The sequence below is a fragment of the Thermosynechococcus vestitus BP-1 genome (assembly GCF_000011345.1).
In the GTDB taxonomy this organism is placed as follows: Bacteria; Cyanobacteriota; Cyanobacteriia; order Thermosynechococcales; family Thermosynechococcaceae; genus Thermosynechococcus; species Thermosynechococcus vestitus.
In genome coordinates this window covers 238,303-264,519 of sequence record NC_004113.1, presented here as the reverse complement: position 1 = coordinate 264,519, position 26,217 = coordinate 238,303, and the positions used below count along the sequence as shown (strand labels likewise).

At 53.7% G+C, this 26,217-nt stretch carries 26 protein-coding genes, 1 tRNA gene and 1 pseudogene; 11 read left to right on the top strand and 17 right to left on the bottom strand.

All coding sequences use genetic code 11. The features are described 5' to 3' along the window. Positions 1-96 precede the first annotated feature (96 nt). A complete protein-coding gene (locus TLL_RS01410; RefSeq protein WP_011056133.1) occupies positions 97-1,620 on the top strand; it encodes an AAA family ATPase in 1,524 nt (507 codons plus the stop codon). A 44-nt stretch (positions 1,621-1,664) separates the two neighbouring features. Then, positions 1,665-2,951, top strand: a complete 1,287-nt coding sequence (locus tag TLL_RS01405; RefSeq protein ID WP_011056132.1) for a homoserine dehydrogenase — start codon at positions 1,665-1,667, stop codon at positions 2,949-2,951. Here the strand turns inward: TLL_RS01405 and cysW are convergent. From cysW to TLL_RS01370, 7 genes are all read right to left on the bottom strand, one after another. Further along, on the bottom strand, positions 2,948-3,787 hold the full coding sequence (cysW, locus tag TLL_RS01400) for a sulfate ABC transporter permease subunit CysW (RefSeq protein ID WP_011056131.1): 840 nt from the start codon (positions 3,785-3,787) through the stop codon (positions 2,948-2,950). The two genes, TLL_RS01405 and cysW, sit on opposite strands and share 4 nt — an antisense overlap. Next, on the bottom strand, positions 3,774-4,625 hold the full coding sequence (gene cysT, locus TLL_RS01395; RefSeq protein ID WP_011056130.1) for a sulfate ABC transporter permease subunit CysT: 852 nt from the start codon (positions 4,623-4,625) through the stop codon (positions 3,774-3,776). Before cysT ends, cysW begins: the two co-directional genes overlap by 14 nt. After that, entirely contained in the window at positions 4,625-5,671 is a 1,047-nt protein-coding gene (locus TLL_RS01390; RefSeq protein ID WP_011056129.1) for a sulfate ABC transporter substrate-binding protein, read from the bottom strand. Before TLL_RS01390 ends, cysT begins: the two co-directional genes overlap by 1 nt. Before the next feature lie 200 nt (positions 5,672-5,871). After that, complete coding sequence (locus tag TLL_RS01385; protein WP_011056128.1) at positions 5,872-7,044, bottom strand: RNA-guided endonuclease InsQ/TnpB family protein; 1,173 nt, start codon at positions 7,042-7,044, stop codon at positions 5,872-5,874. Positions 7,045-7,198: 154 nt separating this feature from the next. Further along, positions 7,199-7,405: a hypothetical protein gene (locus TLL_RS01380; RefSeq protein ID WP_011056127.1), complete on the bottom strand. Its 207-nt coding sequence runs from the start codon at positions 7,403-7,405 to the stop codon at positions 7,199-7,201. A gap of 112 nt (positions 7,406-7,517) precedes the next feature. Continuing rightward, complete coding sequence (locus TLL_RS01375) at positions 7,518-11,498, bottom strand: magnesium chelatase subunit H (RefSeq protein ID WP_011056126.1); 3,981 nt, start codon at positions 11,496-11,498, stop codon at positions 7,518-7,520. A 227-nt stretch (positions 11,499-11,725) separates the two neighbouring features. Beyond that, a complete protein-coding gene (locus TLL_RS01370; protein ID WP_164920666.1) occupies positions 11,726-12,391 on the bottom strand; it encodes an ABC transporter ATP-binding protein in 666 nt (221 codons plus the stop codon). 25 nt (positions 12,392-12,416) lie between these two features. Here TLL_RS01370 and TLL_RS01365 point away from each other — a divergent pair, with 25 nt between their 5' ends. After that, complete coding sequence (locus tag TLL_RS01365; protein WP_197524124.1) at positions 12,417-13,304, top strand: Sll0314/Alr1548 family TPR repeat-containing protein; 888 nt, start codon at positions 12,417-12,419, stop codon at positions 13,302-13,304. Positions 13,305-13,453: 149 nt separating this feature from the next. Beyond that, positions 13,454-14,194 (top strand): TerC family protein, encoded by a 741-nt coding sequence (locus tag TLL_RS01360; protein ID WP_011056123.1) that lies wholly within the window; start codon positions 13,454-13,456, stop codon positions 14,192-14,194. Here TLL_RS01360 and ndk read toward each other — a convergent pair. Next, positions 14,169-14,621 carry a nucleoside-diphosphate kinase gene (gene ndk / locus TLL_RS01355; protein WP_011056122.1) on the bottom strand — a complete coding sequence of 151 codons (453 nt, stop codon included), beginning with the start codon at positions 14,619-14,621 and terminating at the stop codon, positions 14,169-14,171. The genes TLL_RS01360 and ndk overlap by 26 nt on opposite strands. Before the next feature lie 55 nt (positions 14,622-14,676). Between ndk and TLL_RS01350 the strand changes: the two genes are divergently transcribed. Continuing rightward, the gene (locus TLL_RS01350; protein WP_164920665.1) at positions 14,677-15,474 is read left to right on the top strand and encodes a PhzF family phenazine biosynthesis protein; all 798 of its coding nucleotides are present in this window, start codon (positions 14,677-14,679) and stop codon (positions 15,472-15,474) included. On the opposite strand, the gene cobO is transcribed toward TLL_RS01350, so the two are convergent. From cobO to nblR, 5 genes are all read right to left on the bottom strand, one after another. Beyond that, positions 15,471-16,073 (bottom strand): cob(I)yrinic acid a,c-diamide adenosyltransferase, encoded by a 603-nt coding sequence (cobO, locus tag TLL_RS01345; protein ID WP_011056120.1) that lies wholly within the window; start codon positions 16,071-16,073, stop codon positions 15,471-15,473. The genes TLL_RS01350 and cobO overlap by 4 nt on opposite strands. A 3-nt stretch (positions 16,074-16,076) precedes the next feature. After that, positions 16,077-17,033, bottom strand: a complete 957-nt coding sequence (locus tag TLL_RS01340) for an RNA polymerase sigma factor, RpoD/SigA family (RefSeq protein ID WP_164921082.1) — start codon at positions 17,031-17,033, stop codon at positions 16,077-16,079. A 354-nt stretch (positions 17,034-17,387) separates the two neighbouring features. Further along, positions 17,388-17,828, bottom strand: a complete 441-nt coding sequence (locus tag TLL_RS01335; RefSeq protein WP_011056118.1) for a flotillin domain-containing protein — start codon at positions 17,826-17,828, stop codon at positions 17,388-17,390. A gap of 1,008 nt (positions 17,829-18,836) precedes the next feature. Then, complete coding sequence (locus TLL_RS01330; protein ID WP_011056117.1) at positions 18,837-19,349, bottom strand: DUF192 domain-containing protein; 513 nt, start codon at positions 19,347-19,349, stop codon at positions 18,837-18,839. After that, positions 19,330-20,019, bottom strand: coding sequence for a response regulator transcription factor NblR (gene nblR / locus TLL_RS01325; RefSeq protein ID WP_011056116.1), 690 nt, complete (start codon positions 20,017-20,019; stop codon positions 19,330-19,332). The genes TLL_RS01330 and nblR overlap by 20 nt, the downstream gene beginning before the upstream one ends. A 65-nt stretch (positions 20,020-20,084) precedes the next feature. On the opposite strand from nblR, the gene TLL_RS01320 reads away from it, so the two are divergent. The 3 genes from TLL_RS01320 (at position 20,085) to frr (ending at position 21,474) form a co-directional block, all read left to right on the top strand. After that, positions 20,085-20,158 (top strand) — tRNA-Arg (locus TLL_RS01320). 52 nt (positions 20,159-20,210) lie between these two features. Then, positions 20,211-20,939 carry a UMP kinase gene (gene pyrH / locus TLL_RS01315; RefSeq protein WP_011056115.1) on the top strand — a complete coding sequence of 243 codons (729 nt, stop codon included), beginning with the start codon at positions 20,211-20,213 and terminating at the stop codon, positions 20,937-20,939. Further along, positions 20,926-21,474 carry a ribosome recycling factor gene (gene frr / locus TLL_RS01310; RefSeq protein WP_011056114.1) on the top strand — a complete coding sequence of 183 codons (549 nt, stop codon included), beginning with the start codon at positions 20,926-20,928 and terminating at the stop codon, positions 21,472-21,474. The genes pyrH and frr overlap by 14 nt, the downstream gene beginning before the upstream one ends. 1 nt (position 21,475) lies before the next feature. Here frr and TLL_RS01305 read toward each other — a convergent pair. Continuing rightward, positions 21,476-21,730 (bottom strand): annotated as a pseudogene (locus TLL_RS01305) (histidine phosphatase family protein); the annotation flags it as partial. Between the two features lie 26 nt (positions 21,731-21,756). Then, positions 21,757-22,935 carry an RNA-guided endonuclease InsQ/TnpB family protein gene (locus TLL_RS01300; protein WP_011056112.1) on the bottom strand — a complete coding sequence of 393 codons (1,179 nt, stop codon included), beginning with the start codon at positions 22,933-22,935 and terminating at the stop codon, positions 21,757-21,759. Between the two features lie 51 nt (positions 22,936-22,986). Between TLL_RS01300 and tnpA the strand changes: the two genes are divergently transcribed. Together tnpA and TLL_RS01290 are read left to right on the top strand one after the other, a co-directional pair. Next, on the top strand, positions 22,987-23,379 hold the full coding sequence (gene tnpA / locus TLL_RS01295) for an IS200/IS605 family transposase (protein WP_011056111.1): 393 nt from the start codon (positions 22,987-22,989) through the stop codon (positions 23,377-23,379). Positions 23,380-23,390: 11 nt separating this feature from the next. Further along, positions 23,391-24,584: an APC family permease gene (locus TLL_RS01290; RefSeq protein ID WP_197524123.1), complete on the top strand. Its 1,194-nt coding sequence runs from the start codon at positions 23,391-23,393 to the stop codon at positions 24,582-24,584. Here TLL_RS01290 and TLL_RS01285 read toward each other — a convergent pair. Beyond that, complete coding sequence (locus TLL_RS01285; protein WP_231833848.1) at positions 24,554-25,138, bottom strand: GerMN domain-containing protein; 585 nt, start codon at positions 25,136-25,138, stop codon at positions 24,554-24,556. The two genes, TLL_RS01290 and TLL_RS01285, sit on opposite strands and share 31 nt — an antisense overlap. Before the next feature lie 143 nt (positions 25,139-25,281). Here TLL_RS01285 and TLL_RS01280 point away from each other — a divergent pair, with 143 nt between their 5' ends. Continuing rightward, a complete protein-coding gene (locus TLL_RS01280) occupies positions 25,282-25,527 on the top strand; it encodes a DUF6439 family protein (RefSeq protein ID WP_011056108.1) in 246 nt (81 codons plus the stop codon). Here the strand turns inward: TLL_RS01280 and TLL_RS01275 are convergent. After that, positions 25,524-26,015 (bottom strand): metal-binding protein, encoded by a 492-nt coding sequence (locus tag TLL_RS01275; protein ID WP_011056107.1) that lies wholly within the window; start codon positions 26,013-26,015, stop codon positions 25,524-25,526. The genes TLL_RS01280 and TLL_RS01275 overlap by 4 nt on opposite strands. Positions 26,016-26,217 lie beyond the last annotated feature (202 nt).

The following is a 26,217-nucleotide window of genomic DNA, read 5'->3' as shown; positions in this document are numbered from 1 at the left end:
GTATCCCCATCCTCTAAGGGAGAGGCGCAAACGTCAATTACGCCCTAGGGGATAGACGCTGGTGTATGATTGTTCGCGAGGTTAGCCACAATACCCATGTCCTTGCCTGCCTTTGTTGAAGCCCTATTAACCCCTGCGGCCTACCCCCATGCGGTCACCACGCCCATTCAATTGCTGCAAACGCATATTTCCTATGTGTTTCTGACGGGGGACTATGCCTATAAGGTGAAAAAGCCGGCGGACTTTGGTTTTTTGAACTTTACGACCCTGGAAAGGCGGCTGTTTTACTGTCAGGAGGAGTTGCGGCTTAATCGCCGCTTGGCGCCGGATCTCTACTTGGCGGTGGTGCCCATTGTGGCGGTGGGCGATCGCTATTGTGTGGCGCATCCCCAAGACTTACCGGCGGGGGCTGAGGTGATTGAGTATGCTGTGCAAATGCGGCAATTTGATCAGTCGCAACTGTTTTCGCACCTCTTTGCGGCCAACCAAGTCACCCCCCACCTGATTGAATCCCTTGGCAAAGAACTAGCCCACTTCCACCGCTGTGCTGCCACGAGTCCGCGCATTAGTGAATTTGGCTCGCCGCGGGCGATCGCCCAAGTGATTAACAACTGCCACGCCTTGGCTGCCCAGTTTGTCGGTCGGTGTCAATCCCCCGAGCAGTACGCGGCAATTCAAGCCTTTACCGATGACTTTTTGAGTCGTCGTCAAGAGTGGTTTGTGCGGCGGCAGGCAGGGGGCAAAATCCGCGAGTGCCACGGGGACCTGCACCTCAATAATATCTGTCTTTACAACGGCAAAGTACAAATCTTTGACTGTATTGAGTTCAACGAAGAATTTCGCAACATTGATGGCATCTATGACGCCGCTTTTTTGCTGATGGATTTGGAGTTTCGCAGGCGTGGCGACTTGGCCAATCTTTTCCTCAACACCTACTTGGAATGGAGTGGTGACTATGAGGGGGCTGTGCTCTTGCCGCTGTACCTGTGCGTGAGGGCCTATATTCGGGGCAATGTCAACGCCTTAGCCCTCAATGATCCCGCCATTAGCGGGGCCGAAAAGGCACAGATCCAAGCCACTGCTGCGGCCTACTATGGGGCTGCCTATCGCTATACCCAACCCCGTCAAGCAAAGCTCTATATGATGTGCGGCCTGTCGGGAGCAGGCAAAAGTACCCGGGGACGGCGACTCGCCCAGGCGGAGCAAGCCATTCAAATTCGCTCCGATGCAGTGCGCAAACACTTGGCCCACTTACCCCTAGATCGCCGCAGTACGGATTTTCCTGAGGTGGATCTCTATTCCGATGCCATGACCGAAAAAACCTATGACCAACTCTTAGCCTATGCGGAATTGTTGCTGCCTCAGGGACAAACGGTGATTTTGGATGCGAAATACGATCGCGTGGCGCTGCGCCAACCAGTGATTGCCTTAGCCAAGAAACTGCATGTCCCCCTAGAGATTCATTTCTGTAGTGCCCCCCCGGAGGAGCTGCACCGTCGCTTGAGCGCTCGCCAAGGGGATATTGCCGAGGCGACCCCTGATCTGATTGCTACCCAAATGGCTAGTTTTGAACCCTTTTTGCCTGAGGAGGAACCCTACGTTCGCCATGTGTGTGACTAGGACGAGGCAACCGATAATAGGAACAGTGCAATAGGACGGGTCTGATGTATCACATTGGTTTACTAGGGTTGGGCACTGTCGGTGGCGGTGTGGCGCAAATTTTGGCGGATCCAGTGGGGCGCCATCCGCTGCTCAAGGAACTGGCGATCGCTCAAGTGGGCGTACGGGATCCCCATAAGCCCCGCGCCGTTGCCCTTGATCGGCAGCTTTTGACAACGGATTTGGAAAGCATTGTCACTAACCCAGCCATTGACATTGTGGTGGAGGTCCTCGGCGGTATTGAACCGGCGCGATCGCTCATCCTCAAAGCCATTGCCTATGGCAAGCACATTGTTACCGCCAACAAGGCCGTTATTGCCCGTCATGGTGCCGAAATTTTTGATGCTGCCAATGCCCAAGGGGTCTATGTCATGCTCGAAGCTGCCGTAGCCGGTGGCATTCCCGTGATTCAAGCCCTGAGACAGAGCCTAGGGGCCAATCGTATCCACAGTATCAGCGGCATTCTCAACGGTACTACCAACTATATTTTGACCCGCATGCAGCAGGAGCAGGGGGATTTTGCTCCCATCCTTGCCGATGCCCAGCGCCTAGGCTATGCTGAAGCTGATCCCAGTGCCGACATTGAAGGTTGGGATGCAGCGGATAAAATTGCCATTTTGGCCAGCCTTGCCTTTGGAGGACGGATTCGCCGCGAGGAAGTGTATGCGGAGGGCATTGGTGGGATCACAGCGGTGGATATTGCCTACGCCGAAAAACTGGGGTTTCGCATTAAACTGCTGGCGATCGCCCGCCAACTCAGCGGTCAGCCCCTGGAGGTGCGCGTTCATCCCACCCTCGTGCCCCTCGATCATCCCCTGGCGGGTGTCAATGGCGTCTATAATGCCATTCTCCTAGAGGCAGAACCTTTAGGACAAGTGATGTTCTATGGTCCGGGTGCCGGTGCCGGTGCCACCGCTAGTGCCGTCGTGGCCGATTTAATTAATATTGCGGCCCTGCTACCCCAAGGACGGGCGACGCATCCTTTGCTCACCTGCCAGCATGAGGAGTTTGTCCCCCTGTTGCCTATGGCAGAGGTGGATAGTCGCTTCTATGCCCGTGTCCATGCCCAGGATCATCCGGGGGTACTGGGGAAACTGGGCACGTGCTTTGGCAACCACAATGTCAGCTTGGAATCCCTTGTCCAAATTGGCAGCCACAATGAGCTGGCAGAAATTGTGATCGTCACCCACCACGTGCGCGAGGGCGAGTTTCGCCAAGCGATGGCTGAGATTGCCCAGATGGCAGATATTGAAGCTGTGCCCTCGATTTTGCGAGTTTTGGGCACTTCCTAAGGATTGGGCTTGATCCCTGTTTTGCGCTCCAAAATTTCCTTCACCACCAGCGTGACCAGGGCCAAGAGTGCCAGAATAACTGCTGCGGCATAGGCTGACTCGGTGTTGTAGTTTTTATAGGCGTCTTCGACAAAGAGGGGCAGGGTTTGGGTCAAACCAGCCACATTGCCAGAGACCACTGCCACAGCACCAAACTCCCCCATTGCCCGCGCATTGGTCAACAGGACCCCATAGAGCAGCCCCCAGCGAATATTGGGTAAAGTGACCCGCCAAAAAGTTTGCCACTCATTGGCGCCAAGGGTTTTTGCGGCCTCCTCCTGCTCGGTGCCGATTTCCTCCAGCACAGGGATGACTTCTCGCACTACAAAGGGCAAACTGACAAAGGCTGTTGCCAGCACCATCCCTGGAAAGGAGAACATAACGCGAATATCCAGCGCTTGCAACCAGCCCCCGAACCAGCCATTGCGGCCATAGACCAGTACCAGCATCAGTCCGGCAACCACGGGGGAAATGGAAAAAGGTAAGTCAATTATGCTGAGTAAGAGGGTACGGCCTGGAAAACGATGGCGGGCGATCGCCCAAGCGGCACAGAGACCAAAGACTGTGTTTAGGGGCACCACCACCAAGGCCAGGGCAAACGTCAGCCACAGGGCATGGAGAAAATCTGGCGCCAGCAAATTTTCCAGAAAAGGCATGACTCCCCTGTGAAAGGCTTGGAAAAGCACATTGGCCACTGGAATCAGGAGCACAAGGGTCAAGTAGCCGAGGGCAACAACAATCAAAAGGACGTGTAACCACGGCTTTTCTTGAGTGGGAGAGGGTTTAGCGCTCCGCATAGCGTCGCCCCCATGTTTGCAGCAGATTAATCAGAAATAAAATCCCTAAGGAGACCAAGAGCATCACCGTACCAATAATGGTTGCCGCCTCATAGTCATACTGCTCTAAGCTCTGAAAGACGAGCACCGCGGCAATCAAGTCTCGAAAGGGGGTGTTGGACGAAATAATCACAATTGAGCCAAATTCCCCTACGGCCCGTGAGAAGCCTAGGGCAACCCCCGTGAGAATAGCGGGCAGCAAAGGCGGCAAAATGACTCGCCAAAAGGTCTGCCCATGGGTGGCCCCCAGTGACCATGCAGCCTCCTCCACATCCTTTTCCATTTCCGTGAGGACCGGCTGAACCGTGCGAATGACAAAGGGTAAGGAAATAAAGAGCATCGCCACCGCCACCCCCCAGCGGGTAAAGGCAATTCTGATGCCTAAGGGGGCCAGTAAGCGACCCAGCCAACCATTTTCGCTATATACCGTTGCTAGGGTAAGACCGGCCACCGCCGTCGGCAGGGCAAAGGGCAGATCCACTACGGCATCAAAGAAGCGCTTCCCCGGAAAGGAGTAGCGCACCAGCACCCAAGCAATCAGGGTACCAAAGACGCCATTGATCAGCGCTGCAATAAGAGCAGTGACAAACGTAACTTCATAGGCCGACAGGGCGATCGCCCGCGTTGCCACCTGCCAAAAATGCAGCGGCCCGGCACTGCTGGCGCGGCTGAGGAGGGCAGCAATGGGTACAGCCAGCATCACCAGCAAGTAAAAGACGGTGATTCTCCAGACCCAAGGGAACTGCCAGTGCGGTTTCTGAGGAGAGAGGGCCGCGGAAACAGGGTGAGGAGCGCTCATCAGGCTTGATTCTCCTGCTGAATTTGATCAAACAGGGCACCATTGGCAAAAAATTGGGCCTGCACTTTCTCCCAGCCCCCTAAATCGGCCACAGTAAAGAGGTTGGGTACCGGTGGAAACACCTGACGATGGGCAGCAAGGACGGTCGCATCCACGGGTCGAAAACCATACTGGGCAAAGATCTCTTGGGCTTGGGGAGTATAGAGAAAGTCAATATACGCCTGGGCCACCTCCCGCGTGCCATGTTGATCGGCATATTTATCCACAAGGGCGATCGGGTTTTCAATCAGGATATTCACAGGGGGAATTTCATAGGAGAGGGTTTGCCCCTGGCGACGTGCCAAGATCACTTCATTTTCATAGTTGATTAAGGCATCCCCCTGTCCCTGTTTCAAAAAAGCATCGGTGGCTTCACGGCCATCGCGGGGTAAGGCAGCGACATGGCGAAAAGCGGCAGTGACAAACTGGCGAGCCTGATCAAAGGTTCCCCCGGTTTGGGTGATCGATCCCCATAGTGCCAGGAAGTTCCAGCGAGCCGCACCAGAGGTTTTAGGGTCGGCAGTGACAAATGTGACCCCCTCACGGGTAAGGTCCTGCCATGTTTGCAGATTTTTGGGGTTGCCCTCACGGGTGATCAGGGCACAAACGGAAGTGGTGACAATGCTGTTGTTGGGGGCTCGGCTAGTCCAATCGGGATCAATTAACCCTGCCTTGACAATGCGATCCACATCTAAGCCAAGGGACAAGTGGACAATATCAGCCTCTAGGCCATCAATGACTGCCCGTGACTGACTGCCAGAGGCACCATAACTCGTCCGAAAGCGCACTTTTTGTTGATGTTCCTGTTCCCATTGGGCAGCAAACAGGGGCATAATCGCCTCGTGCGCCTTTTTGGTAACCGAGAAGCCAGAAAGGGTTAGATTCACTTGAGCAGGGCGACCATCGGGCAGAGGAGCCTGAAATTGACAGGAAGCGGTGAGACCAGTGAGGCCTACCGCTAGTAAGAACAAGATCAACCAAACCCTAAAACGCTGCCAAGTCGCCATTCTACTATCAATCTACGATAAGCCGGTCGGAATACCGATATGCAAATCCATCTTAGCAGAAGGGGTGGCGATTCTAGCTGAAATGCTGAAAACCTCATCAGTACCCCCTCGGATTGGTGGGGATCACTCATTGCGGTTGATTGCGATGGGGCTTTTTGCGTTGACATCCTCCCCCCGCTAAAGCAGGGGGATTCCCAAAATCACTTTTGAGACTTTCTGTTTCTTCGCAGTTGCCCTCCAGACGTATGCCTATCAGGTCTTACACCCGCTCCACAGACTGTAACCGTGTGTCCCACGGCCAAAATATTCCCAGCGGCATTTATATCCCGGTCATGGTGCGCCCCACACTTAGGACAGTCCCATTCTCGGACACTCAATGGCAACCACTCAACAATGTGACCACACTGTCCACAGCGTTTAGAACTGGGAAACCATCGGTCAATCTTCACCAGTGTCCGACCATACCACTGGGCTTTGTATTCCAATTGCCGTACCAGTTCGCCCCATCCAGCATCACTGATGGATCGGGCAAGCTGACGGTTCTTGACCATATTCTTCACAGCCAACGACTCGATTATGATCGTTTGGTTTTCACGTATCAATCGAGTCGTCAACTGGTGCAAATGGTCTTTTCTGGAATCAGAGATTTTCTGGTGAATCTTGGCAACTTTCAACCGCGCCTTATCCCAATTGCGAGAGCCTTTTTGTTTGCGACTCAAAGACCGCTGCGCCTTACGGAGTCGTTTGTAGTAGCGGTTAAAGTGCTTGGGGTTGGCAATCTTTTCCCCTGTACTCAGGGTAATGAGACTGCTCATCCCTACGTCCAAACCAACCGACGGGTCGACGGGCTGCAGTGTCAACTCTCTGGGGTCATCAAACCTCAGACTGATGTACCACTGTCCAGCAGGGTTAAGCCTGATGGTCACCGTGGATGGTTCAACACCATCTGGAAGCCGTCTCGACCAGGGAATATTCAGCGGTTCGTTGCACTTTGCCAAGAATACTTTTCCGTCTTTCCACCTAAAAGCAGACTTGGTGAATTCTGCGCTACCGCCATTGCGTTTCTTTTTGAAGTTGGGATATTTTGCCCGACCTGCAAAAAAGTTAGTGAAAGCAGATTGCAGATGTCTCAATGCCTGCTGCAAGGGAACACAGCTAACCTCATTCAAAAACTGAAGGTCATCTTGCTTCTTCCACTGAGTAAGCAAGGCAGAGGTTTGAACATAGTCAAGTCTCTCTTTTCGTTCATACCAGGCTTCTGTTCTCGCTGCCAGCGCTCGATTATAAACCAACCGAACACAGCCCAATGTTTTCCGAAGCAGGGATTCCTGCTCGGTCGTTGGGTAGAAGCGGTAACTGAAAGCCTTTTGCATGGTTTAAATTATAGCGATTATTCTGTGAGTAGCACAACTATACTTGGCAGTCACAGACTATCGCTCCTATCCCTCCCCTCCCTAAAGGAGGGGGTCTCTCGGAGGTAAAGATGATGGCGCGATCGCGGCCAGGCTGGCGGAACACTGACCTCTCCTAGCGGTACCCCATACACTGGTTGCTTTGAGGAGGGGGTACCCCATAGACGGGTTGGCTAGGGGGACTCGGCACCACATCTACCCGCTGACACCCACCATCCAGCTCCCCATTGACATTCATTGAAGCGGTGGTTGTAGCCGCCAAGGAAAGGGTGGTCAAACCCATCAAGGGGGATAGGCCAACTACTGAGAGTGTTTTCGACATGTCAACTCTCAAAGGTCCTGCGCGGTCTGACCCTCGGTCGATAGGGAGGGTTCCCTCACACCTGGGCCCAAATAAAAAGGGGGGGAGCTTCCCCCCATGGTGTTAACGTTGTTTACTCAACCCCTTCAATCTTGTCCTCCACCTCTTGATAGAGTTGCCGTAGCAGTTCCAGGTTGGCCTCACTGGTCTCCCAGTAGCCGCGCCCATGGAGTTCCAGGAAGGTGCTCACCATCTTACGGAAGGAGTGGGGGTTGGTATTCAGAAGCCGTTGCCGCATTTGCTCATCGAGAATAAACGTGGCATTGGCCTCCTCATAGACCCAGTTATCCACAGCCCCTGCGGTGGCCGACCAGCCCATGGTGTTGACCAGCCGCTTCGAAATCTCGCGCACCCCTTCGTAGCCGTGGGCAAGCATCCCTTCGTACCACTTGGGATTCAGGAGCTTGGTACGGCTGTCGAGGCGAACGGTTTCCGAGAGGGTTCGCACTTGGGCATTGGCGGTGGTGGTATCGGCAATATAGGCCTTGGGTTGCTTGCCATCCCCCCGCAGGGCTGCCACCAGCTTGGTGGGATCGGAGTCAAAGTAGTGGCTGACATCCGTGAGGCTAATTTCTGAGGAGTCGAGGTTTTGGAATGTCACATCCACGGTTTTGAGCGCCGTTTCAAAGAGTTCCCGGGCCTGCTGCATCGTCCCCGGAGAATCCGCCGAGAAGGCAAAGGACTTGCGGGAGAGATACATATCTTGAAGTTCTGACTCCTGTTCCCAGGAGCTATTTTCCACCGCTAGGTTAACATTGGCCGCGTAGGAACCAGAGGCATTGGTAAAGACCCGTGTGGCCGCTTGGCGCAGGTCAATCCCTAGTTCTGAGGCCTGTTGCAGTGCGTGCTTGCGGATAAAGTTTAGCTCAAGGGGCTCATCGGCTTCGGCAGCCATTTTGATGGCACGGTCAATCAGCGCCATCTGGTTAATAAAGAGATCACGGAAGACACCCGAACAGTTGACGACCACATCAATGCGTGGCCGCCCCAGCTCCTCGAGGGGGATGAGTTCCACCTTGTTGACGCGCCCCAAGGAGTCGGGTAAAGGACGTGCCCCCACTAGCCACAGCACTTGGGCAAGGGACTCGCCATAGGTTTTGATATTATCTGTGCCCCAGAGCACCATGGCAATGGTTTCTGGCCATTGGTTGTTGTTTTCTGCTGTTTGCCGTGCCAGGAGGCGATCGACCACCACTTTGGCAGACTGCACCGCAGCGGCGGTGGGAATGGCTTGGGGATCCAGGGCGTGGATATTTTTGCCGGTCGGCAAAACCTCAGGATTGCGAATTGGATCGCCACCGGGACCCGGGAGAATGTACTCACCCTCAAGGGCTTGCAACAGTGCTCCCAGTTCATTGTCAGCAACAATCTGCTGCAAACAGAATTCGAGATATTCCATGAGGGGTTTGAGAGCAGCGGCATCCACGTGGGTATAACCTGCACCATGGAGAGATTCAATCCACGGCTCTTTGCGCCCCATGTTAAAGAAATTCAGCTTCGACACCCGCGACACACGACCATCGGCATCGGCTTGGGCTTGGACGAGGGCACTGACAGCAGTACGGGTCGCTTCGTTAATCCGGCGCAGCAGTTCGACATCCGCCAGGACCCCGCGATCGCTATTTTGATAAATCTCGTCAATATCGCGCCCGAGGCTCTCGGCAATGAGCCGGGGCAAACTCTTAATGCCGTCTTCAGGGCGATCCAAGCTGGCAATATTCACCAAGGTGGCCACTGCTTCTTCCGTTGTTGGTGGTTTACCAATCACGTGCAGGCCACAGGGCAGGAGGCGACTTTCAATCTCCATCAGCTTGATATAGACCTTGCCCACGAGGGTATCGCGCTCCTCGGCGCTGAGATCCGCCGCGTCCTTGTCGGGGAGAGGGACATCCTGATCGAGATTGACCATACGGCACTTGTCCATGATCGTGTTGACAATCTGGACACCCCGACCGCTCTCTTTGAGGCTTTGGTAGGAACCAATGAGATCGCTGAGTTCCCGTAGCCCTTTGTAGAGACCAGCATTTTCCGCCGGCGGTGTGAGGTAGCTAATTGTGTTGGCGTAGCTGCGGCGCTTAGCAATAGTGGCCTCGGAGGGGTTGTTGGCGGCGTAGTAGTAGAGGTTGGGAATACAACCAATGAGATTATCAGGGTAACACTCGCCGGACATCCCCATCTGTTTGCCGGGCATAAACTCCAGGGAGCCATGGGTGCCAAAGTGAAGGACCGCGTCCGCCTGCCAAATATGGTTGAGGAAGGTGTAGTAGGCAGCAAAGCCATGGTGGGGACTGGCGGAGCGAGAAAAGAGCAGCCGCATCGGATCTCCCTCGTAGCCAAAGGTGGGCTGCACGCCGATAAAGATGTTGCCGTAGATTTTGCCGTAGATGAGCAGGTTTTGGCCGTCGCTGTTGAGGTGTCCCGGCGGTTTGCCCCAGTTTTCTTCAAGGCGCTTGGCGTAGGGGGTGAGGCGCTCGTATTCGGGCACGCTCATGCGATAGGCAATGTTGAGTTCAGGACTGCCCACTTGGGCGCGGGCGTCGTGGAGAATTTCCTGCATCAGGGCTTCGGGACTCTCCGGCATGTCCTGCACATCATAGCCATTGTTTTTTAGGGCTTCCATGACTTTGTAGATGGAGCCAAAGACATCCAAGTAGGCAGCCGTACCAATGTTGCCCTTGTCGGGTGGGAAGCTAAAGATGGTAATGGCAACTTTCTTTTCTACCTTGGGTTTGCGGCGCAGATTGGCCCACTTCAAGGCTCGCTGCACAATCATTTCGACGCGATCTTGGAGGGCGATCGCCTTACCAGTCATGCCATCGCGACCCGAGAGAATAATGGGCTCAATGGCACCATCCAGTTCCGGTAGGGCAATTTGCAGTGCCACTTGAATCGGGTGCAAGCCCAGATCGCTATCCTCCCATTCCTCGGTGGTTTGAAATACCAAGGGCAGTGCCACCATGTAGGGACGGTTGAGCTTTTTCAGTGCCGCTACGGCTTTGGGATGATCCTGCTTGGCGGGGCCTCCCACGAGGGCAAAGCCTGTTAGGGAAACCACCACATCCACAAGGGGTTTATCGCTGTGCAGGGGATCGTAGAAAAATTTTTCCAGGGGTGTTGAGAAGTCTAGACCGCCGGAGAAGACGGGAATCACTCGCGCTCCCTGGGATTCAAACTCTTGGACAATGGCCACATAGTGGGCATCGTCACCGGTGACAAGGTGGGTGCGCTGCAACAGCAAGCCAATGGTCGGCACCAGGGGATCTTTGAGATCGGCACCAATATCGCGACGACTGTTGAACCAGTTGAGGTACTCTTTGAGATCCTCAAACATTTGAGGTGCTAGGGGATGCCAAATGCCTGTGTCGGGGTAGGTGACGGGTTCTTGGTAGTTGAGAGTGCTGCTGTATTGCCCCCTGAAGACATAGCGATCCGCCAGCATCAGGAGAAAGTTTTCGAGGTTCTCCGGCGAGCCCCCCAGCCAGTACTGGAAGCTGAGCATGAAGTTGCGGGCATCCTGTGCCTTGTCAATGGGGAGATACTTCAGGACTTGGGGCAGGGTTCGCAGGAGTTTGAGCATGGCATCTTGGAAGCCGGCACCTGACTTCTCCTTGCGCTTTTTCATGAAATTGGCAATCACGCTCTTAGATTGGCCAATCTGAGCTAAGGAAAAGCTGCCCATTTTGTTGAGGCGCATCACCTGCGGCAGGGAGGGGAAGACAACCGCTACATCGAGGCGATCGCGATAGGGCTGAACGGCCTCCACCACCTTATCCGCCAAGTCCTCAATAAAAATGAGGGAGGCAATAAACACATTCGCCCGCGCCACGTCTTCACAGAAGGCGGCATAGTTTTCAGGATTGCGCAGTTCCTCAAGGAGATAGCCACTGATTTCAATGGCTACCTGTGGATGGCTATCGTTAATGCTGCGAACCGCTGCCGACAGCGCGCTCTGGTATTGGGCTTCAAGTACCACATACACCACTCGCAACAGCGATCGCCCATTTAACGCCGCTGGCGCGATATGCCGAATCGTGGACTTGACGTGGGTGAACATGCGTTCAAACTCCTTGTTAACGATCGAGACGAAACCCCAAGTGGGATATAGGCCCTTTTGCGAAAACGATGGAGGACATCGAGGAGGTACTATCCCCTATCGACCTGCACAGGGTTGTGGGTCTGCCATCGTTGCAAGAAGGGCTGTACCTTTTGTGGTTGTAGCAGAAAATCAAGCTGTGGAGCGACTTTGCGCCCCTGTGGTAACAAATTGCAAAGTTTTGCTACCTAAGTATTAAAACTTATTACAGGACTTGACTGATGGGAAGTCAGTGGCACTAGACAACCGTTTTCCAATCGCCACCTGCGATCGCTAATCTCCTGCAGTTCGGTGGCCTCATGGGTCACCACCAGAAGACTCCAGTGTTTCTTAAGGCGGCCCAGCACCTGGACCAATTGGCGGCGCATGGACCAATCTAGACCCGCTGTGGGTTCGTCGAGCAAGAGCAGGTAGGGTTGGCGCACCAGTTGCACAGCGAGAGCAAGGCGACGCTGCTGCCCACCACTGAGGGATTCAGGGCGGGTGTGCAAAGGCAAGTGATCGAGGCCAACATCGGCAAGAGCGCGGTAAAAATTCTCGTAGGGGATTTCCGGGTGGCCAAAGCGCAGCTCTTCAAGAATGGTGCTGCCGCAGAAGTAGCGATCTGGGAACTGAAAAACCAATCCGGCCAACTGTTGTAAATGATCCGGTGTGAGAACCTGATCCTGCCATCGGATGATTCCCCGACTCGGGGTAGCCAAGCCGGCTAAAATCTCTAGTAGGGTGGTCTTGCCGGATCCACTGGGTCCGATAATCAATCCCAGTTCAGCCATACCCAAGTCTAAATGAATGTCCCGCAAAATGGGTTGAGGGGTGGCGGCAGGGTGGTAGCTGAGATGGCGAACCGAAAACAAAATGCAGACTCCGGAGGTAACGACCGTGCAAAAACGTCAATGGCGTCTATGGCAACATTTTGCTCTCTATCTTAGTGGAGCGATCGCTCCCTGGGTACTGAGTACCGCTGCCCTTGCCGGAGATCCGTTCCGCAGCGGCTCCCAGGCGCGACCCATTTCCGATGCCACGGAAGCCGTCTTTGTTGCCCTCTTTCGCGATGGCAACTATGTCAAGGGTAAGGAGTTACTCCCCGCTGCCCTAGAGCGCGATCGCCAGGAACCCCTAACGCTGACGTTGGCTGCCGCCATTGCCTATCTCAATGAAGACTGGGCAGGGTACAAACGCTATGCTGAGGAAACCCTCCGCGCTGCCCAAGCCCTCACGCGCCGCGATCCCCTGCGGGGTAACCTTTACCAAGCAGTCGGTCACTTCCTGATGGCTGGCTATGAAATCTCCGATGCGGGATCTGGTCCTGTAATGGGTACACCAGCCGCTCTATTGCGAGTACAGCAGGTTCTCGATCATGTGGGTCGAGCCGAAGCTCTTAATCCTCGCGATCCGGAATTGAATCTTATCCGTGGCTTTATGGAGTGGGGTATTGCCAGTAATGTCAGCTTTGTCAGCATGGAGCGGGCCATTCAAACCCTGCAAACCTACGCTGCTCCTGATTACCTCAGATATCGGGGGTTAGCCTTGGCCTATCGCGATCGCAAGCAATGGCCCCAAGCCTTAAACGCCGTTGATCAAGCCTTGGCACTTGCGCCCAACAATCCAGAACTGCTCTATCTCAAAGCCCAAATTTTAGCCGCCAGTGGCCAGCGATCGCAGGCGCGGCAATACTTCCAGCAGGCCCTTGCCAAACAAAACCAATTGCCACGAGGCATTCGCGAGGAGATTCAGCAGTTTAGCCGCCGTATCCTACCTCAGGGCTAGGGCACTGGCTGTGACAAAGGGACTCCTTGGCTTGCCAATACTGCATCCAATACTGATGTGAGGGGTGCCATCCTTGGGAAAAAGGCTGTACCGCTAGTGTGCGACGATAAGGATAAGCAGCCAAAAATCTGGAGAACTTCCCTCGCCCGATGATTGATGAACTATTGGAACTCTCGCCCAATTGGGGACTCGATACCCTGTTGTTACTGGTGGTGTTGTTGGCATTGGAAGCAGTGCTCTCAGCGGACAATGCGATCGCCCTCGCTGCCCTGGTACGAGGCATTGAAAATTTAGATGAACAGCGGCGGGCACTCAATCTGGGACTCGCCATTTCCTACATTTTTCGGATTGGGCTCATCCTCACAGCAACTTGGGTCTTGCAGTTCTGGCAGTTTGAGTTGGCGGGGGCCCTTTATCTGCTGTGGTTATCGGCGAAGTACTTTTTCTTTACGACTGAGCCAGAGCATGAACACGAGCGGGTGATTCGTTCTTTTTGGCAGGCCGTCCCCCTGCTGGCCTTAGCGGATTTGGCCTTTTCCCTCGATAGCGTGACAACAGCGATCGCCCTGTCGGATGAGCGTTGGCTGGTATTACTCGGCGGCACGATTGGGGTGATAATGCTGCGCTTTATGGCGGAGCTATTTATTCGTTGGCTCAAAGAATTTCCTCGGCTTGAGGATGCCGGCTATTTCACAGTGACGCTGGTGGGTCTGCGGCTGTTGATTCGTGTCATCAATCCGCAATTGGTTCCCTCTGACTGGGTGATGATTAGCCTGATTGCCCTTTGCTTTACGTGGGGCTTTTCCAAGCGGGAGGTGGAGGAGCCACACACCCCCCCAACCCTTTCCAAATCAGCCCATAAGCCTACATCTCATACACCCAAGAGGTAAGGGCCGGCTCCCAAGGCACGAGTTCCTGGGTTTGGAACCAGAGATTGATTTCCCGTTCCGCATTTTCGGGACTGTCGGAGCCGTGAATCACATTCCGGCCCACATCTACCGCAAAATCGCCCCGTAGGGTTCCCGGTTCAGCATTGAGGGGGTTGGTGGCACCAATGAGTTTGCGGGCATTCGCAATCACCCCCCGTCCTTCCCAGACCATAGCCACCACCGGCCCAGAGGTAATGAAATTCACTAACCCCGGAAAGAAGGGCTTGTCTTTGTGTTCGCCGTAGTGCTGCTCCGCAAGTTCGCGGCTGACGCGCATCAGTTTGAGGCCGACCAGTGTGTAGCCTTTTTGTTCAAATCGTTGGATAATCGTCCCCACTAGCCCACGCTGAACGCCATCGGGCTTAATGGCTAGAAATGTCCGTTCCACGCAGTATGTCCTCTGCTCGATCTACAGGATTGATTTTACGGTTTTCGGGGGTCGAATGCCGCTACCACTGTACCAAGTTGATGCCTTTACCCAAGAACCCTTTCGGGGGAACCCGGCGGCCGTATGTGTCCTAAGGACGTTTTTTGAGGATCGGACCTTGGCGGCGATCGCCCGTGAAATGAACCTTTCAGAAACGGCTTTTGTCGTACCGCTGGCCAGGGGCTTTCACCTGCGCTGGTTTACCCCTGTGGCAGAAGTGGCTCTCTGTGGTCATGCCACCCTGGCAACGGCGCACGTCCTCTGGCAGCATGAGGGGGTGGTAGAGGATCTAGAATTTCACACCCCCAGTGGTCTCCTCCGTGCCCAGCGCCTTGGGGATTGGATTGCCCTTGATTTTCCGCAGCAACCCGTAACGCCCCTTGAGGATCAACAGGTGCAAGCTTCAATCATTACAGCACTGGGCACAACGCCCCTGTTTATGGGACAAGCGGGGAGTGATCTGCTGGTGGAACTGGCCGCTGCCGATGCGGTAGCACAGTTGAAACCCGATTTTGACCAGATTGCCCGCCTGCCTTGCCGGGGACTGATTGTAACCGCCCGTAGCGAGAACTATGAATATGACATCATCTCTCGCTTTTTTGCCCCCCAATTGGGCATCCCAGAGGATCCCGTCACGGGCTCTGCCCACTGTAGTCTTTATCCCTACTGGCAAGCCAAGCTCGGTCAACGGGAACTAGTGGCCTATCAAGCTTCAGCCCGGGGCGGCGTGATTAGAATGCAACCCCAAGGGGGCGATCGCCTGCTGCTATTGGGTCAGGCGGTTACCATCTTCTCCGGGGAACTGCTGCTTTAGAATTCAATCCCCGGCTGTGCCTTGACCCCCTGCTCACGAAAGGGATGCTTGACAAGGGTCATTTCTGTCACCAAATCCGCAGTGTCAATCAGGGCCTGGGGAGCACCGCGCCCGGTGAGAATCACATGGGTCATTTCTGGCTTGCGGGCAAGCCCCTCGAGCACCTCTGCCACATTTAAGTAGTCCAGCTGGAGGGCAACGTTAATTTCATCCAGCAGCACCAGCCGGTACGCCGGGTTTGTGATGTAGCTGAGAGCCAGCTCCCAAGCCGCTTGGGCACAGGCAATATCCCGCTGCCGGTCTTGGGTTTCCCACGTAAAGCCCTCCCCCATCGCATGGAAGGCCAATTGGTCTGACCAATGGCCAAGGACGGTTTTTTCCGCGGGCTCCCACGCCCCCTTAATGAACTGAATAATGGCCACTCGGTAGCCATGCCCCAGGGAACGCAGCACCATGCCAAGGGCCGCTGTGGTTTTGCCCTTACCGTTGCCCGTATGGACAATAATGAGACCTTTTTCACGGGTGCGCTCCGCGAGGCGTTGGGCCTGCACGGCTTTGCGCTGCTGCATTTTTTGGCGGTACTGTTCGTCAGTGAGCATGGGCTAGCTAGCAAGGTACTCGTGAATATCGCCCCGGCGTTTGCGGAGTTTGCTGAGGGCCTCCCGCTCAATTTGCCGCACCCGCTCACGACTAATGTTGAGCAGTTCGCCCACTTTGGCAAGGGTGAGGGGTTGACCATTCTCTAGACCAAAGCGTAGGGAGAGGACGTGGCGTTGCTGTGGCGTCAGCTCCGCCATTAGCCGTTCGAGGTCACTGCGCAACAGGGATTGAGTTGCAAACTCCTCGGGTGAAATGGAGGAATCCTCCAGCAATTCCCCCAACTCCGTGTCCTGATTATCGCCGACACGGACATCAAGGGAGAGGGGCTGCCGCGCCCGTTCGAGGTATTCCCGCACTTGGGCAGGAGTTAACTCCAGCTCTGCGGCCAGTTCGTTAATCGTGGCGGCGCGACCCAGGCGTTGGGACAGTTGTCGCTGGGCTTTTTTAATCTTGTTCAGCTTTTCGGTGATGTGGATAGGGAGGCGAATCGTCCGCCCCTTTTCAGCGATCGCCCGTGTGATGGCTTGGCGAATCCACCAGTAGGCATAGGTCGAGAAGCGATACCCCTTAGTGGGGTCAAATTTTTCTACTCCCCGCTGCATCCCGATGGTTCCCTCTTGGATGAGATCGAGCAGATCCACATTGCGCTTAATGTACTTTTTGGCCACCGAAACCACCAGCCGTAGGTTGGCTTCCACCATTTTCCGTTTGGCGCGCTCGCCATTCTCGATAATGGTCTCCAACTCCCCTTCACTGATGTTGGCGGCGGCAGCCCATTCAGCACGGGTGGGTTCACGGTTGAGTTCTGCCGCCAGCTTTTCGCGAATCTCGTTCATGGCGGCAAGTTGCTGCACCTGTTTTCCGTAGATCACTTCCTGTTCGTGGGTGAGCAATGGCACACGGCCAATCTCCCGTAGGTAAGTGCGCACTAAATCTTTTGAGGTGTCCATAGTCCCTATCGCTCGTTCTCAAGGTTGACAGCAGTGATTCGTCCAAGGCCCAGGAATATCGTTTTCTCTATAGGATGGGCGATCGCCCCTGCTAAAGATCGCGGCCAAGCCAACGGTGCTTTAACAGCGTTTGCAAAGCTAGATGACATATATTAAGAATCTTAACATTTCTAAATCTGTTCAGGAGAATACTAACACTGACCTTTGGTGCTCCTTAATCTTTATTTTATATTTTCCCCATTGACAAAGTTCTATGAATTTTGAAAATAGAGACGGATTCAATAAATCCTTTATGCATGCCTCTGCCCCCTAGCCCTACTGAAGGGTTATCCATTCCGGCAGCTAGGGGTATGCAGTCGCGTTTTAGGAATTCGACGTACGGTCTTGGAGAACAGATTGAATTTGTGCTAGCAATTGGCCAAGTTTCCCCTCCTCAAAAAGGGCATTGATCAGGGCCAACCCACTAGTGGACAGGAGCAGTTTATTCAAATCAGCGGTGCCGCCTCCATTGGCAAAGGTATAAATTTTGGCATCGCCAATCACCCCCGGTTGGGGGGCAAGGGCTTGGAGCACTTGCGGCAGTTGGGGTGCCAGTTCTGGCCAGAGGGCTCTTATCACTTGAGCTATCAAGTTAGCATTGCTAATCACATTTTGGGCCGCGAGCATGGCCTCCACTCCTGCCGCCTCAGCAAGGGCTTTATCGCGGTTGGCCGCCGCAAGGGTGCGAATTGCTTCCGCCTCCAGTTCCGCTGCCTGTTGGGCAATTTCCGCTTGACGCTGCCGCCGAAAGACATCAATTTCCACAACATTTTGCTCCAGTACCCGTTTTTCAGCCGCTTCCCGTTCTGCGGCAATGATGGCTAGGTTCTTCTGTTGCGACGTGGAGCTAACCAGATGATTGTCTCGCTAACCCGAAAGGTTAGAATGAGACCAGCTGTTCCCCCAGCTGTAGCCTAGGGAGGCATGCGTGACTGGCAACGGTCAGGTATGAAGCCCTCCCGACAACGTAGCCTGAACCGTAAGGTTGAAGCCGAATCCGTGAGGAGGAAGCAACTTCACCAGTGTCAGGTGATAGGGAGCTAGGCTTGAGGGTATGGTGAACGTAAGTGAAGTGACGCTAGAAGCCTCGTGATCTTAGACAGGCCAAAGACGCTGATAGGCCTGGGCCAAAATGGCAAACGGACAGGACTCACTGTTTGTTCTTCAGTGAGGGGGGACGATAGCTCCGTCGGGGCAGAGTCACCACCTAACCCCTCATATGTCATCTAAACGGAACGTGGTAAGCCCGTACTTTCGCCTTGATAGGCTAAGAACAAGGCAAGTGGACCGCGGGGAACACCCATGGAAGTGCGGGTAAAGGAGGTGGGAAAAAGCGAATGCCAATCTGTAATGGATTGGATAGGGATTGAGGATGGTGGCAGGACATCCAACATCATCCCACTCGAAAGAGGGCAGACTTCCCACTGGTCCCCAGTTACGAGAAAACTCACAGAACCTCCCTAATGGTGACAAAGCAAATGGCGGTGATCTTGAGTCACTGGTGCGGTCACCAACCTGCTCAAAAGGTAGAGAGGCTGTAGATGAGTATCGTAAAGGTTGCATGCACAACCGGTTCCTCTTAAATGAGGGGTCCTGGGGGGCTCGAGCCGGATGCAGGGAAACTTGCACGTCCGGTTCCTAGGGGGCTAGGGGGCAGCAATGCCCCCCTGCTACCCGACCGACATTTCTTCCCTTTTTTCTCGCTTCTTAAACTCTCTTTCAACACTTCTGCTTTGGAATCGTATTTGGGAGCGAAGTACCCCTGACCGTCATTCAAGGCTCCAAGTACTGTATCTCTACAGGATCATTGACCTTGAGTCTCAATTCTGCAGCACGACCGCCGGCGAGCTCAAGAACAGCATCCACAGGAACCCCAGACTCATAGGTGGGGCAAGGGAGAGTTGAACAAGGGGGGACTTCGGGGGCGATCGCCACCACCTTCCCGTTCCTGAGAAAAACTAAGTCGAGGGGGATAAGGCAATTTTTCATCCAGAAGCTGGCCACCTGGGGCGGAGACAGCGGAAACAGCATGCCGCGATCCCTCGGCAATTGCGGACGAAACATCAAGCCCAACTGCTGCTGGGCGGGCGATCGCGCCACTTCCAATTGAATCCAGGTATCGTGAATGCGTGCCTTGGCCGTAATGGGTAGATATTGCGGAATGCCGCGAACCATTGGAGGTGGGGTTGCCGGATTCCCTTGGCTGAGGTTTTGACACCCCAGCAGGAACCCCAAGGTCACCCATCCCAGAAGCAGCCAGCGTAACTTAGGCTTCACGGAGAACATAGCCCACTCCTCGCACTGTGTGAATCAACCGTTTTTCACCATCGGGTTCAATCTTCAACCGCAGATAACGAATATAGACTTCAATGACGTTGGATTCACCCAAAAAGTCATAGCCCCAGACATTTTCTAAAATTTGCTCACGGGTAAGGACTTCGCGGGGGTGCTCCATGAGAAATTTCAGCAGTTCATACTCCTTCATGGTAAGGTCGATTATCCGCCCATTGCGCTCTGCTCGCCGCGTCAGTAAATCGAGGGTCAAATTATCAAATCGCAACACCTCACTTTGGGTCACCGGTGGCTTCAGGTAGAGCTGAATCATCTGGAGAAAAGACTTGGGACTGTAGGGCAGCAATAGATAATCATCAGCCCCTGACTCCAGTACAGCGACCCGATCTTCGAGGCGATCGCTGTCCAACATCAGTAGAATCGGCAGACTGATCCCCTGCTGACGCAGCCGCTGGCATAACTCCATACCGTTGAGCCGTCCTAAATAGCGATCCATGATCATCAAGGCAGGCTGCCATTCGGTACAGGCCAAGTAACATTCTTTTTCTGTTGTCGCAATCACTGGATCGTAACCCGCTGCCTGAAGGTCTTGCCCCATGCGTTGCGACAGGTGGTTGTCAGCGCAGACCAAAAGCAAACGAGAAGGAGGAGAAGTGAGATCCATCGGAATCGTCCTAACTAGCCAGATATTATCTTCAGCTTATGCGTTGTGGGAAAATATTGAAAAATGCGCCCGTAGCTCAGCGGAATAGAGCACTCGCCTTCTAAGCGATTGGTCGTTGGTTCGAGTCCAACCGGGCGCGTCTAACCTGCTATCGTTGATGGGGAACGTATTGGAGTGCAAGAATCCTCGCAATGAGTCCTAAATATCGCCGCGTATTGCTCAAACTGAGCGGTGAAGCCCTCATGGGCAACCTGAACTATGGTATTGATCCGAAGGTAGTTCAATCCTTTGCCAGTGAAATTGCTCAGGTGGTGCAAGCGGGAGTTCAAACTGCCATTGTAGTGGGGGGTGGCAATATCTTTCGCGGTATGAAAGGGGCCGCTGCTGGCATGGACCGGGCAACTGCAGACTACATTGGCATGATTGCTACCGTTATGAATGCCATGACCCTTCAGGATGCCCTTGAACAGATGAATGTACCCACACGAGTGCAAACGGCGATCGCCATGCAGGAGGTGGCCGAACCCTATATTCGCCGCCGTGCCATTCGTCACCTAGAAAAGGGAAGGGTGGTGATCTTTGGGGCAGGGTCAGGCAATCCCTTTTTTACCACGGACACAACCGCTGCCCTGCGGGCTGCCGAGATTGATGCTGAAGTGATCTTCAAAGCCACTAAGGTCGATGGCGTCTATGACGCGGATCCCCATACCCATCCGAATGCGCGTCGCTACCGCAGTCTCACCTACACCCATGCCCTCACCCATAACTTGGCGGTGATGGACAGTACAGCGATCGCCCTGTGTAAAGATAATGATATCCCCATTATTGTGTTTAGCTTAGAAACAGCCGGTAACATCTACCGCGCCTTGACTGGGGAACCCATTGGTACGATGGTTGGAGGCTCCTGTGAAATTAGCTGATGTCGAAGAGCGGATGCAAAAATCGGTTGAAGCAACCCAGCATGACTTCAATAGCATTCGCACGGGTCGCGCCAACGCGGCGTTATTAGACCGGGTGATGGTGGACTACTACGGCACTGAAACTCCCCTGCGGTCCTTGGCCAATGTCTCCACCCCCGATGCAACGACGATTTTGATTCAGCCCTACGATCGCTCCACATTGGCCAGCATTGAAAAAGCCATTCAACTCTCTGACTTGGGGTTGACGCCCAACAATGATGGCTCTAGCGTCCGCCTCAACATTCCGCCGTTGACCACGGAGCGACGCAAAGAACTCGTGAAAACCGCCGCCAAAATTGCTGAAGGGGGCAAAGTGGCCATTCGCAACATCCGCCGCGATGCCATTGATCACATCAAAAAGGCGGGTAAAGCCGGAGAGCTCACTGAAGATGAAGTCAAGGATTTGCAAGAGAAAGTGCAAAAGCTCACCGACAAATACATCGGCAAAATTGATGCCCTCCTTGCCGAGAAAGAAAAGGATATTATGACCGTGTAGGTTAGGTGCCCGGCAGGTGCCGCAGTTCTGGACTTAGGTGCGATCGCTCCGCCAGGGCAAGGAGCAGTGGTCCACGGGAGGTATATTCCACAATACTGACACTGGCCACTGGGGCAGCAATGAGATCGCGAAACCGTCCCACATCAATCCCAAGAAGACCACAGAGCATAATCCGAATGGTAGCCTTGTGGGAAACAAGCAGAACATTACCGTCGGGATACTCCCGTTCAATTTCTAAGAGGACGGCATTACTGCGGTAGTAGATTTGACATACTCACCGCCCTAAAGTGCGATGATTCTTGACGCTTCACTGGGTGATGCTACCGAAGTAGTCTTACTCCCCCTCTGCGTCCATTTATAGTCGTGGCAATGCCCTATCCCGACTTTTTCTATGTTTCTTGCGGCATTTTCGTCTCTATCGTGCTCTGCACCACAATTTAGACATACGACAGAGCGAACGGATAGATCGACTTTGCCCCATTTAAAACCGCATTTTGAGCAAGTCTGACTGGTTGGCTCCCATCGGTCAATGACAATAAAATCACGGTTTAGTTTGTTGCACTTAGCCTCAACTAAAACCCTGAATTCTCGCCAACCTTGCAAGCTAATTGCTCTAGCGAGTTTGCGGTTCTTCACCATTCCAGAGACATTTAAGTCTTCCAGCGCGATCACTTGGTTCTCGATAACCACGCGGGTAGACACTTTATGCAAGAAATCCCTGCGAATGTCTGAAATCCGACTATGAAGCTTAGCGATTTGCAGTCTTGTTTTCTCCCGCCGTTGGCTTCCTTTAACTTGACGGGCCAGTTTGCGTTGTTTTCGCCTGATCTTTTTGTCTAACTTGGAATAATCAGGGCCATCAATCTTTTCGCCCGTACTTAAAGTAGCAAACGCTTTAATTCCCAAATCAATGCCGATAGAAGGATTACTTGCAGGTTGATGAACTGGGTCGATCTCGACGACAAAACTGAGAAAATATCGATTTGCAGCATCTTTAATCACCGTAACTGAGCTTGGTTTAGAAGGAAGCTTTCTTGACCAAATTGGTCTGACATTACCAATCTTCGCTAGATAAACTTCTTCGCCTTTAATTGAAAAACCATAGGTAGTAAATCTGGCGGATTGTCTTTCTGTCTTCTTTTTAAATCTAGGAGGGTTGATCTTCTTGCCTTTTCGCCGACCTTTAATTGAATCGAAGAAGTTTTTATAGGCAACTCCTAAATCGGCAACGGACTGCTGTAACGGGACATTAGAAACATCAGACAACCATTGCCGCTCTGGTGTTTTCTTCCCTTGGGTAATTACTAGCTTTTGCAATTCACTAGTTTTTGGCAATGAATCAGATTGTTTACAAATTGCCAGTGCGTCGTTCCATACCACACGGACACAGCCAAACAACTGAGCTAGGCGTTGTCGTTGTTGGTCTGTGGGATAGAAACGATATCTATATCTAGCTTTCATTGGTTGTGCTATAATTGGTCTGTAGCTAGATTATAGGTTGGTCTACAGGCAATGTCAAGTCATCTTCGTAAAGGGAGACACAGTGTTACGGACCTAAAGATTCATTTGGTATGCGTGACTAAGTATCGCCGGCCAGTCCTTAGCGCTGAGGGATTAGAGCTGATCGAGAAATCGTTTCGAGAAGTCGCTAAGAAGATGGATTTCCAGATTCTTGAATTTAACGGCGAAGAAGACCATGTCCATGCGCTAATTGAGTACCCTCCTAAACTTTCTGTTTCGCAGATTGTAAATGCGCTTAAAGGTGTATCTAGTCGTCGATATGGAAAAGCTGCACTACCAAAACCCCATGAAGAATCACTTTGGAGCCCTAGTTATTTTGCGGCATCTGTTGGAGGAGCACTGTTAGAGGTGCTTAAGGAATACATGAGAAATCAAAAGTCCTAAAAGGACGGGGCTTGTATCCGATTTCATTGGTCAGTTTAGGCATCGCTACCGACCTCGCCGGCGCTTGGGTGTTGATAGCCCTAATCCTAGCAGCAGCGATCGCTTTGTGTAACGGCCTCAGTAGTGCCCAATTAGCTGCCTCCCATCCTGTGAGTGGGGGTACTTACGAGTATGGGTATCACTACCTTTCTCCCCCTTTCGGCTTTACAGCAGGGTGGATGTTTTTAGTGGCCAAATCGGCTTCCGCAGCCACTGCCGCCCTTGGGTCTGTGGCCTATCTCTACCAATGGTTGGGCCTAGAAGACAGCAGCGGACGCTGGCAAGTTATGGCTGCTCTGGGGCTACTGGCGGTCTTGACCGGCGTGGTGCTTTTGGGGATCCGCCGATCGACTCAAGTGAATCTGGGGATTCTCCTTGTCACGTTCACCAGTCTATTGCTCTTTGTGGGGATTGGCCATCTCCAACAGCGGGGAGGATCACCTTGGCTGGCAACATCGCAACCCCTATCACTCAAACATCTTCTTCAGGCAACGGCACTCCTCTTTGTTGCCTATGCAGGCTATGCCCGTATCGCTGTGCTGGCGGAGGAGGTTAAAACCCCCCGGCAAACCATTCCCCGGGCTATTGTGCTCACCATTGTCATTGCGCTGCTGCTGTACCTGAGTGTCGCTTGGGTTGTCCTCGGCAGTCATCATTCAGGAAACCTCACTACTGCTGCCTCCCTAGCAGTGGTGGCGAGTCGCTTTGGCGTACCTTGGCTACCCCCTCTTATGGCTTTGGGGGCGATCGCTGCCCTGGTGGGGATTTTGCTCAATCTATTGCTTGGCCTCTCCCGTGTAGTGTTGGCAATGGCGCGACGACGAGATTTACCACCAACTTTAGCTCAGATTCCACCCCAAGGAAAACAACCTGTCGCTGCCATTCTCGCTGTGAGTGGGGGGATTGCCCTATTGATCCTCCTTGGCAATGTGCAAACGACATGGTCCTTTAGTGCCTTTAGCGTGCTGATTTACTACGCCATTACCAATCTTGCCGCACTGCAACTGCAGGAGCCACAATTTCCCCGCTGGCTTGCGGTTGCAGGTTTAATTGGCTGTCTCGGGCTGGCCTTTTGGGTCGAAGTCCAAGTCTGGGTATCGGGGTGCGGTCTCCTTCTTCTTGGGCTGGCTTGGCACTACTGGATGCGGAGGGCAAAGGCCCTTTGAAAGTTTTGACGCGTCATGGGTTGCGTCACCTCTAGCCCCTCACCCCCTAGGACACGGAGCGGTTCACCACCAATGGAAATCCAAACCGGTGCCTTGGGATCACTCGCCGTTGCTGTGTACAAGACCTGCCCTAAGCGCGCTTGCATTGAGGCACTCCCCCCGCCCTTGGTAAACTCTGGGGAGAGATCGACATGGATGCCATCGGCTTTGACTTCTACCCAATTGACACGGGTATTTTCCGGAATGCCGGTGGTGACATCCTGATTAGCCGGCCCCGCCAAAAGCCGCTCCAGCCGCGATTGAATAAAGAGTTCTGGCCGTGTTGCCGGGGTATTTATCCGTACTGTTGAGGGCACTAGGATGAGGGTGTCCCCTTCATTTTTAACCCAAAAGATTTGAGTTTCCTGCTGCTGAGCAACTTGCGCCGAATTGGGAACTGGATCTCCCGGCCGAGGAGGATTCAAGGTTAGCCATGCCGCTGTAGTAGCCGAGGCAAGGCCAATAACGGCCAGCACAATCAATGTGGGACGGGAGCGGGTGACTTTTGCGACCATCACGATCTCTCCTTGGCGGGATGCACCTGCCTTCATTTTAGACGTCACCCTTCAAGGCTAAGGTTCCATTTCCGGTCACGTGAGGGGCACTCGCCAACGACTTAAACTAGAGGATAGTTGTCCCTTTGGATACCCTTTAAGTCATGGCGCAAACAACTCTCGGTGCACAAGAACTGGCTACCGCTCTCCTTGATGCGGTTAGGATTGCTCCCGAAGATTGGCATCGCCTCAAAGGAAATCGCCGTGCCCGTGCCCTCGAACAAGCGGCTGCCGCTGTGATCTACCTTCTCAAGGAAAATGATGCTGAGGCACTGGCACATCTGCAACAGGCAGTGGGTTGGCTCGATCGCTCGATGAGTGCACCTCCTTGCCCTACACACCCCCATTAGCGGTGCCAGCGTTGCCACTGGGAAACTACCCAATCGCTTGTGACATGGAGCAGTGCCGATAGCTCTAGGCCAAGGGCGATCGCCAGTCCCCAGCGCCAATCTACTCGCCACCAGTGATGCAGCCATTCCTGTAGTCCCCTTAGATGACCCGTGCAGGCGGCTACGCCAGCAATCAGTCCCAGGCCTAACCCCAGCCAAAAACTGAGATACAGCAAACGAATGAGGGTTCCCACTACAGGACCATGGGTCCAAAGGGAGCGGTGGCAAAACATCTTTTGATAGGGCAACCAAATTATCCGTAGCCAGCCCCAACGGTAGTAGGGTAATGAGACCGTATCTAGATCAGGGCTGAGGAGAAAGCCGCCAATGCCAAAGCTGCTACTGGCAATGGCCCCCCACACCCAATCGCGGGTCAGGGCACTGACTGTAAAGCCAACCATTGGCATAACGATCCACGTCAGGCGATCGTGGGTGCGACCACTGGGCATCCATTGCTCCGAACACACTTTCCCTGGGAAGTTACGGACAGGTACGCTGGATCATGCAACGGCAGAACTGATTGCAGAACTTATTGAGGACGGTGTGCGTCTAAGTGAGCTTGAAGCAACTAGGCTGAAATTTGAATTTGATGGGGGGCGATCGCGCAAAACCAAATCGCAGGGTGTGCCAGTTCACACACCTATCCCCGAT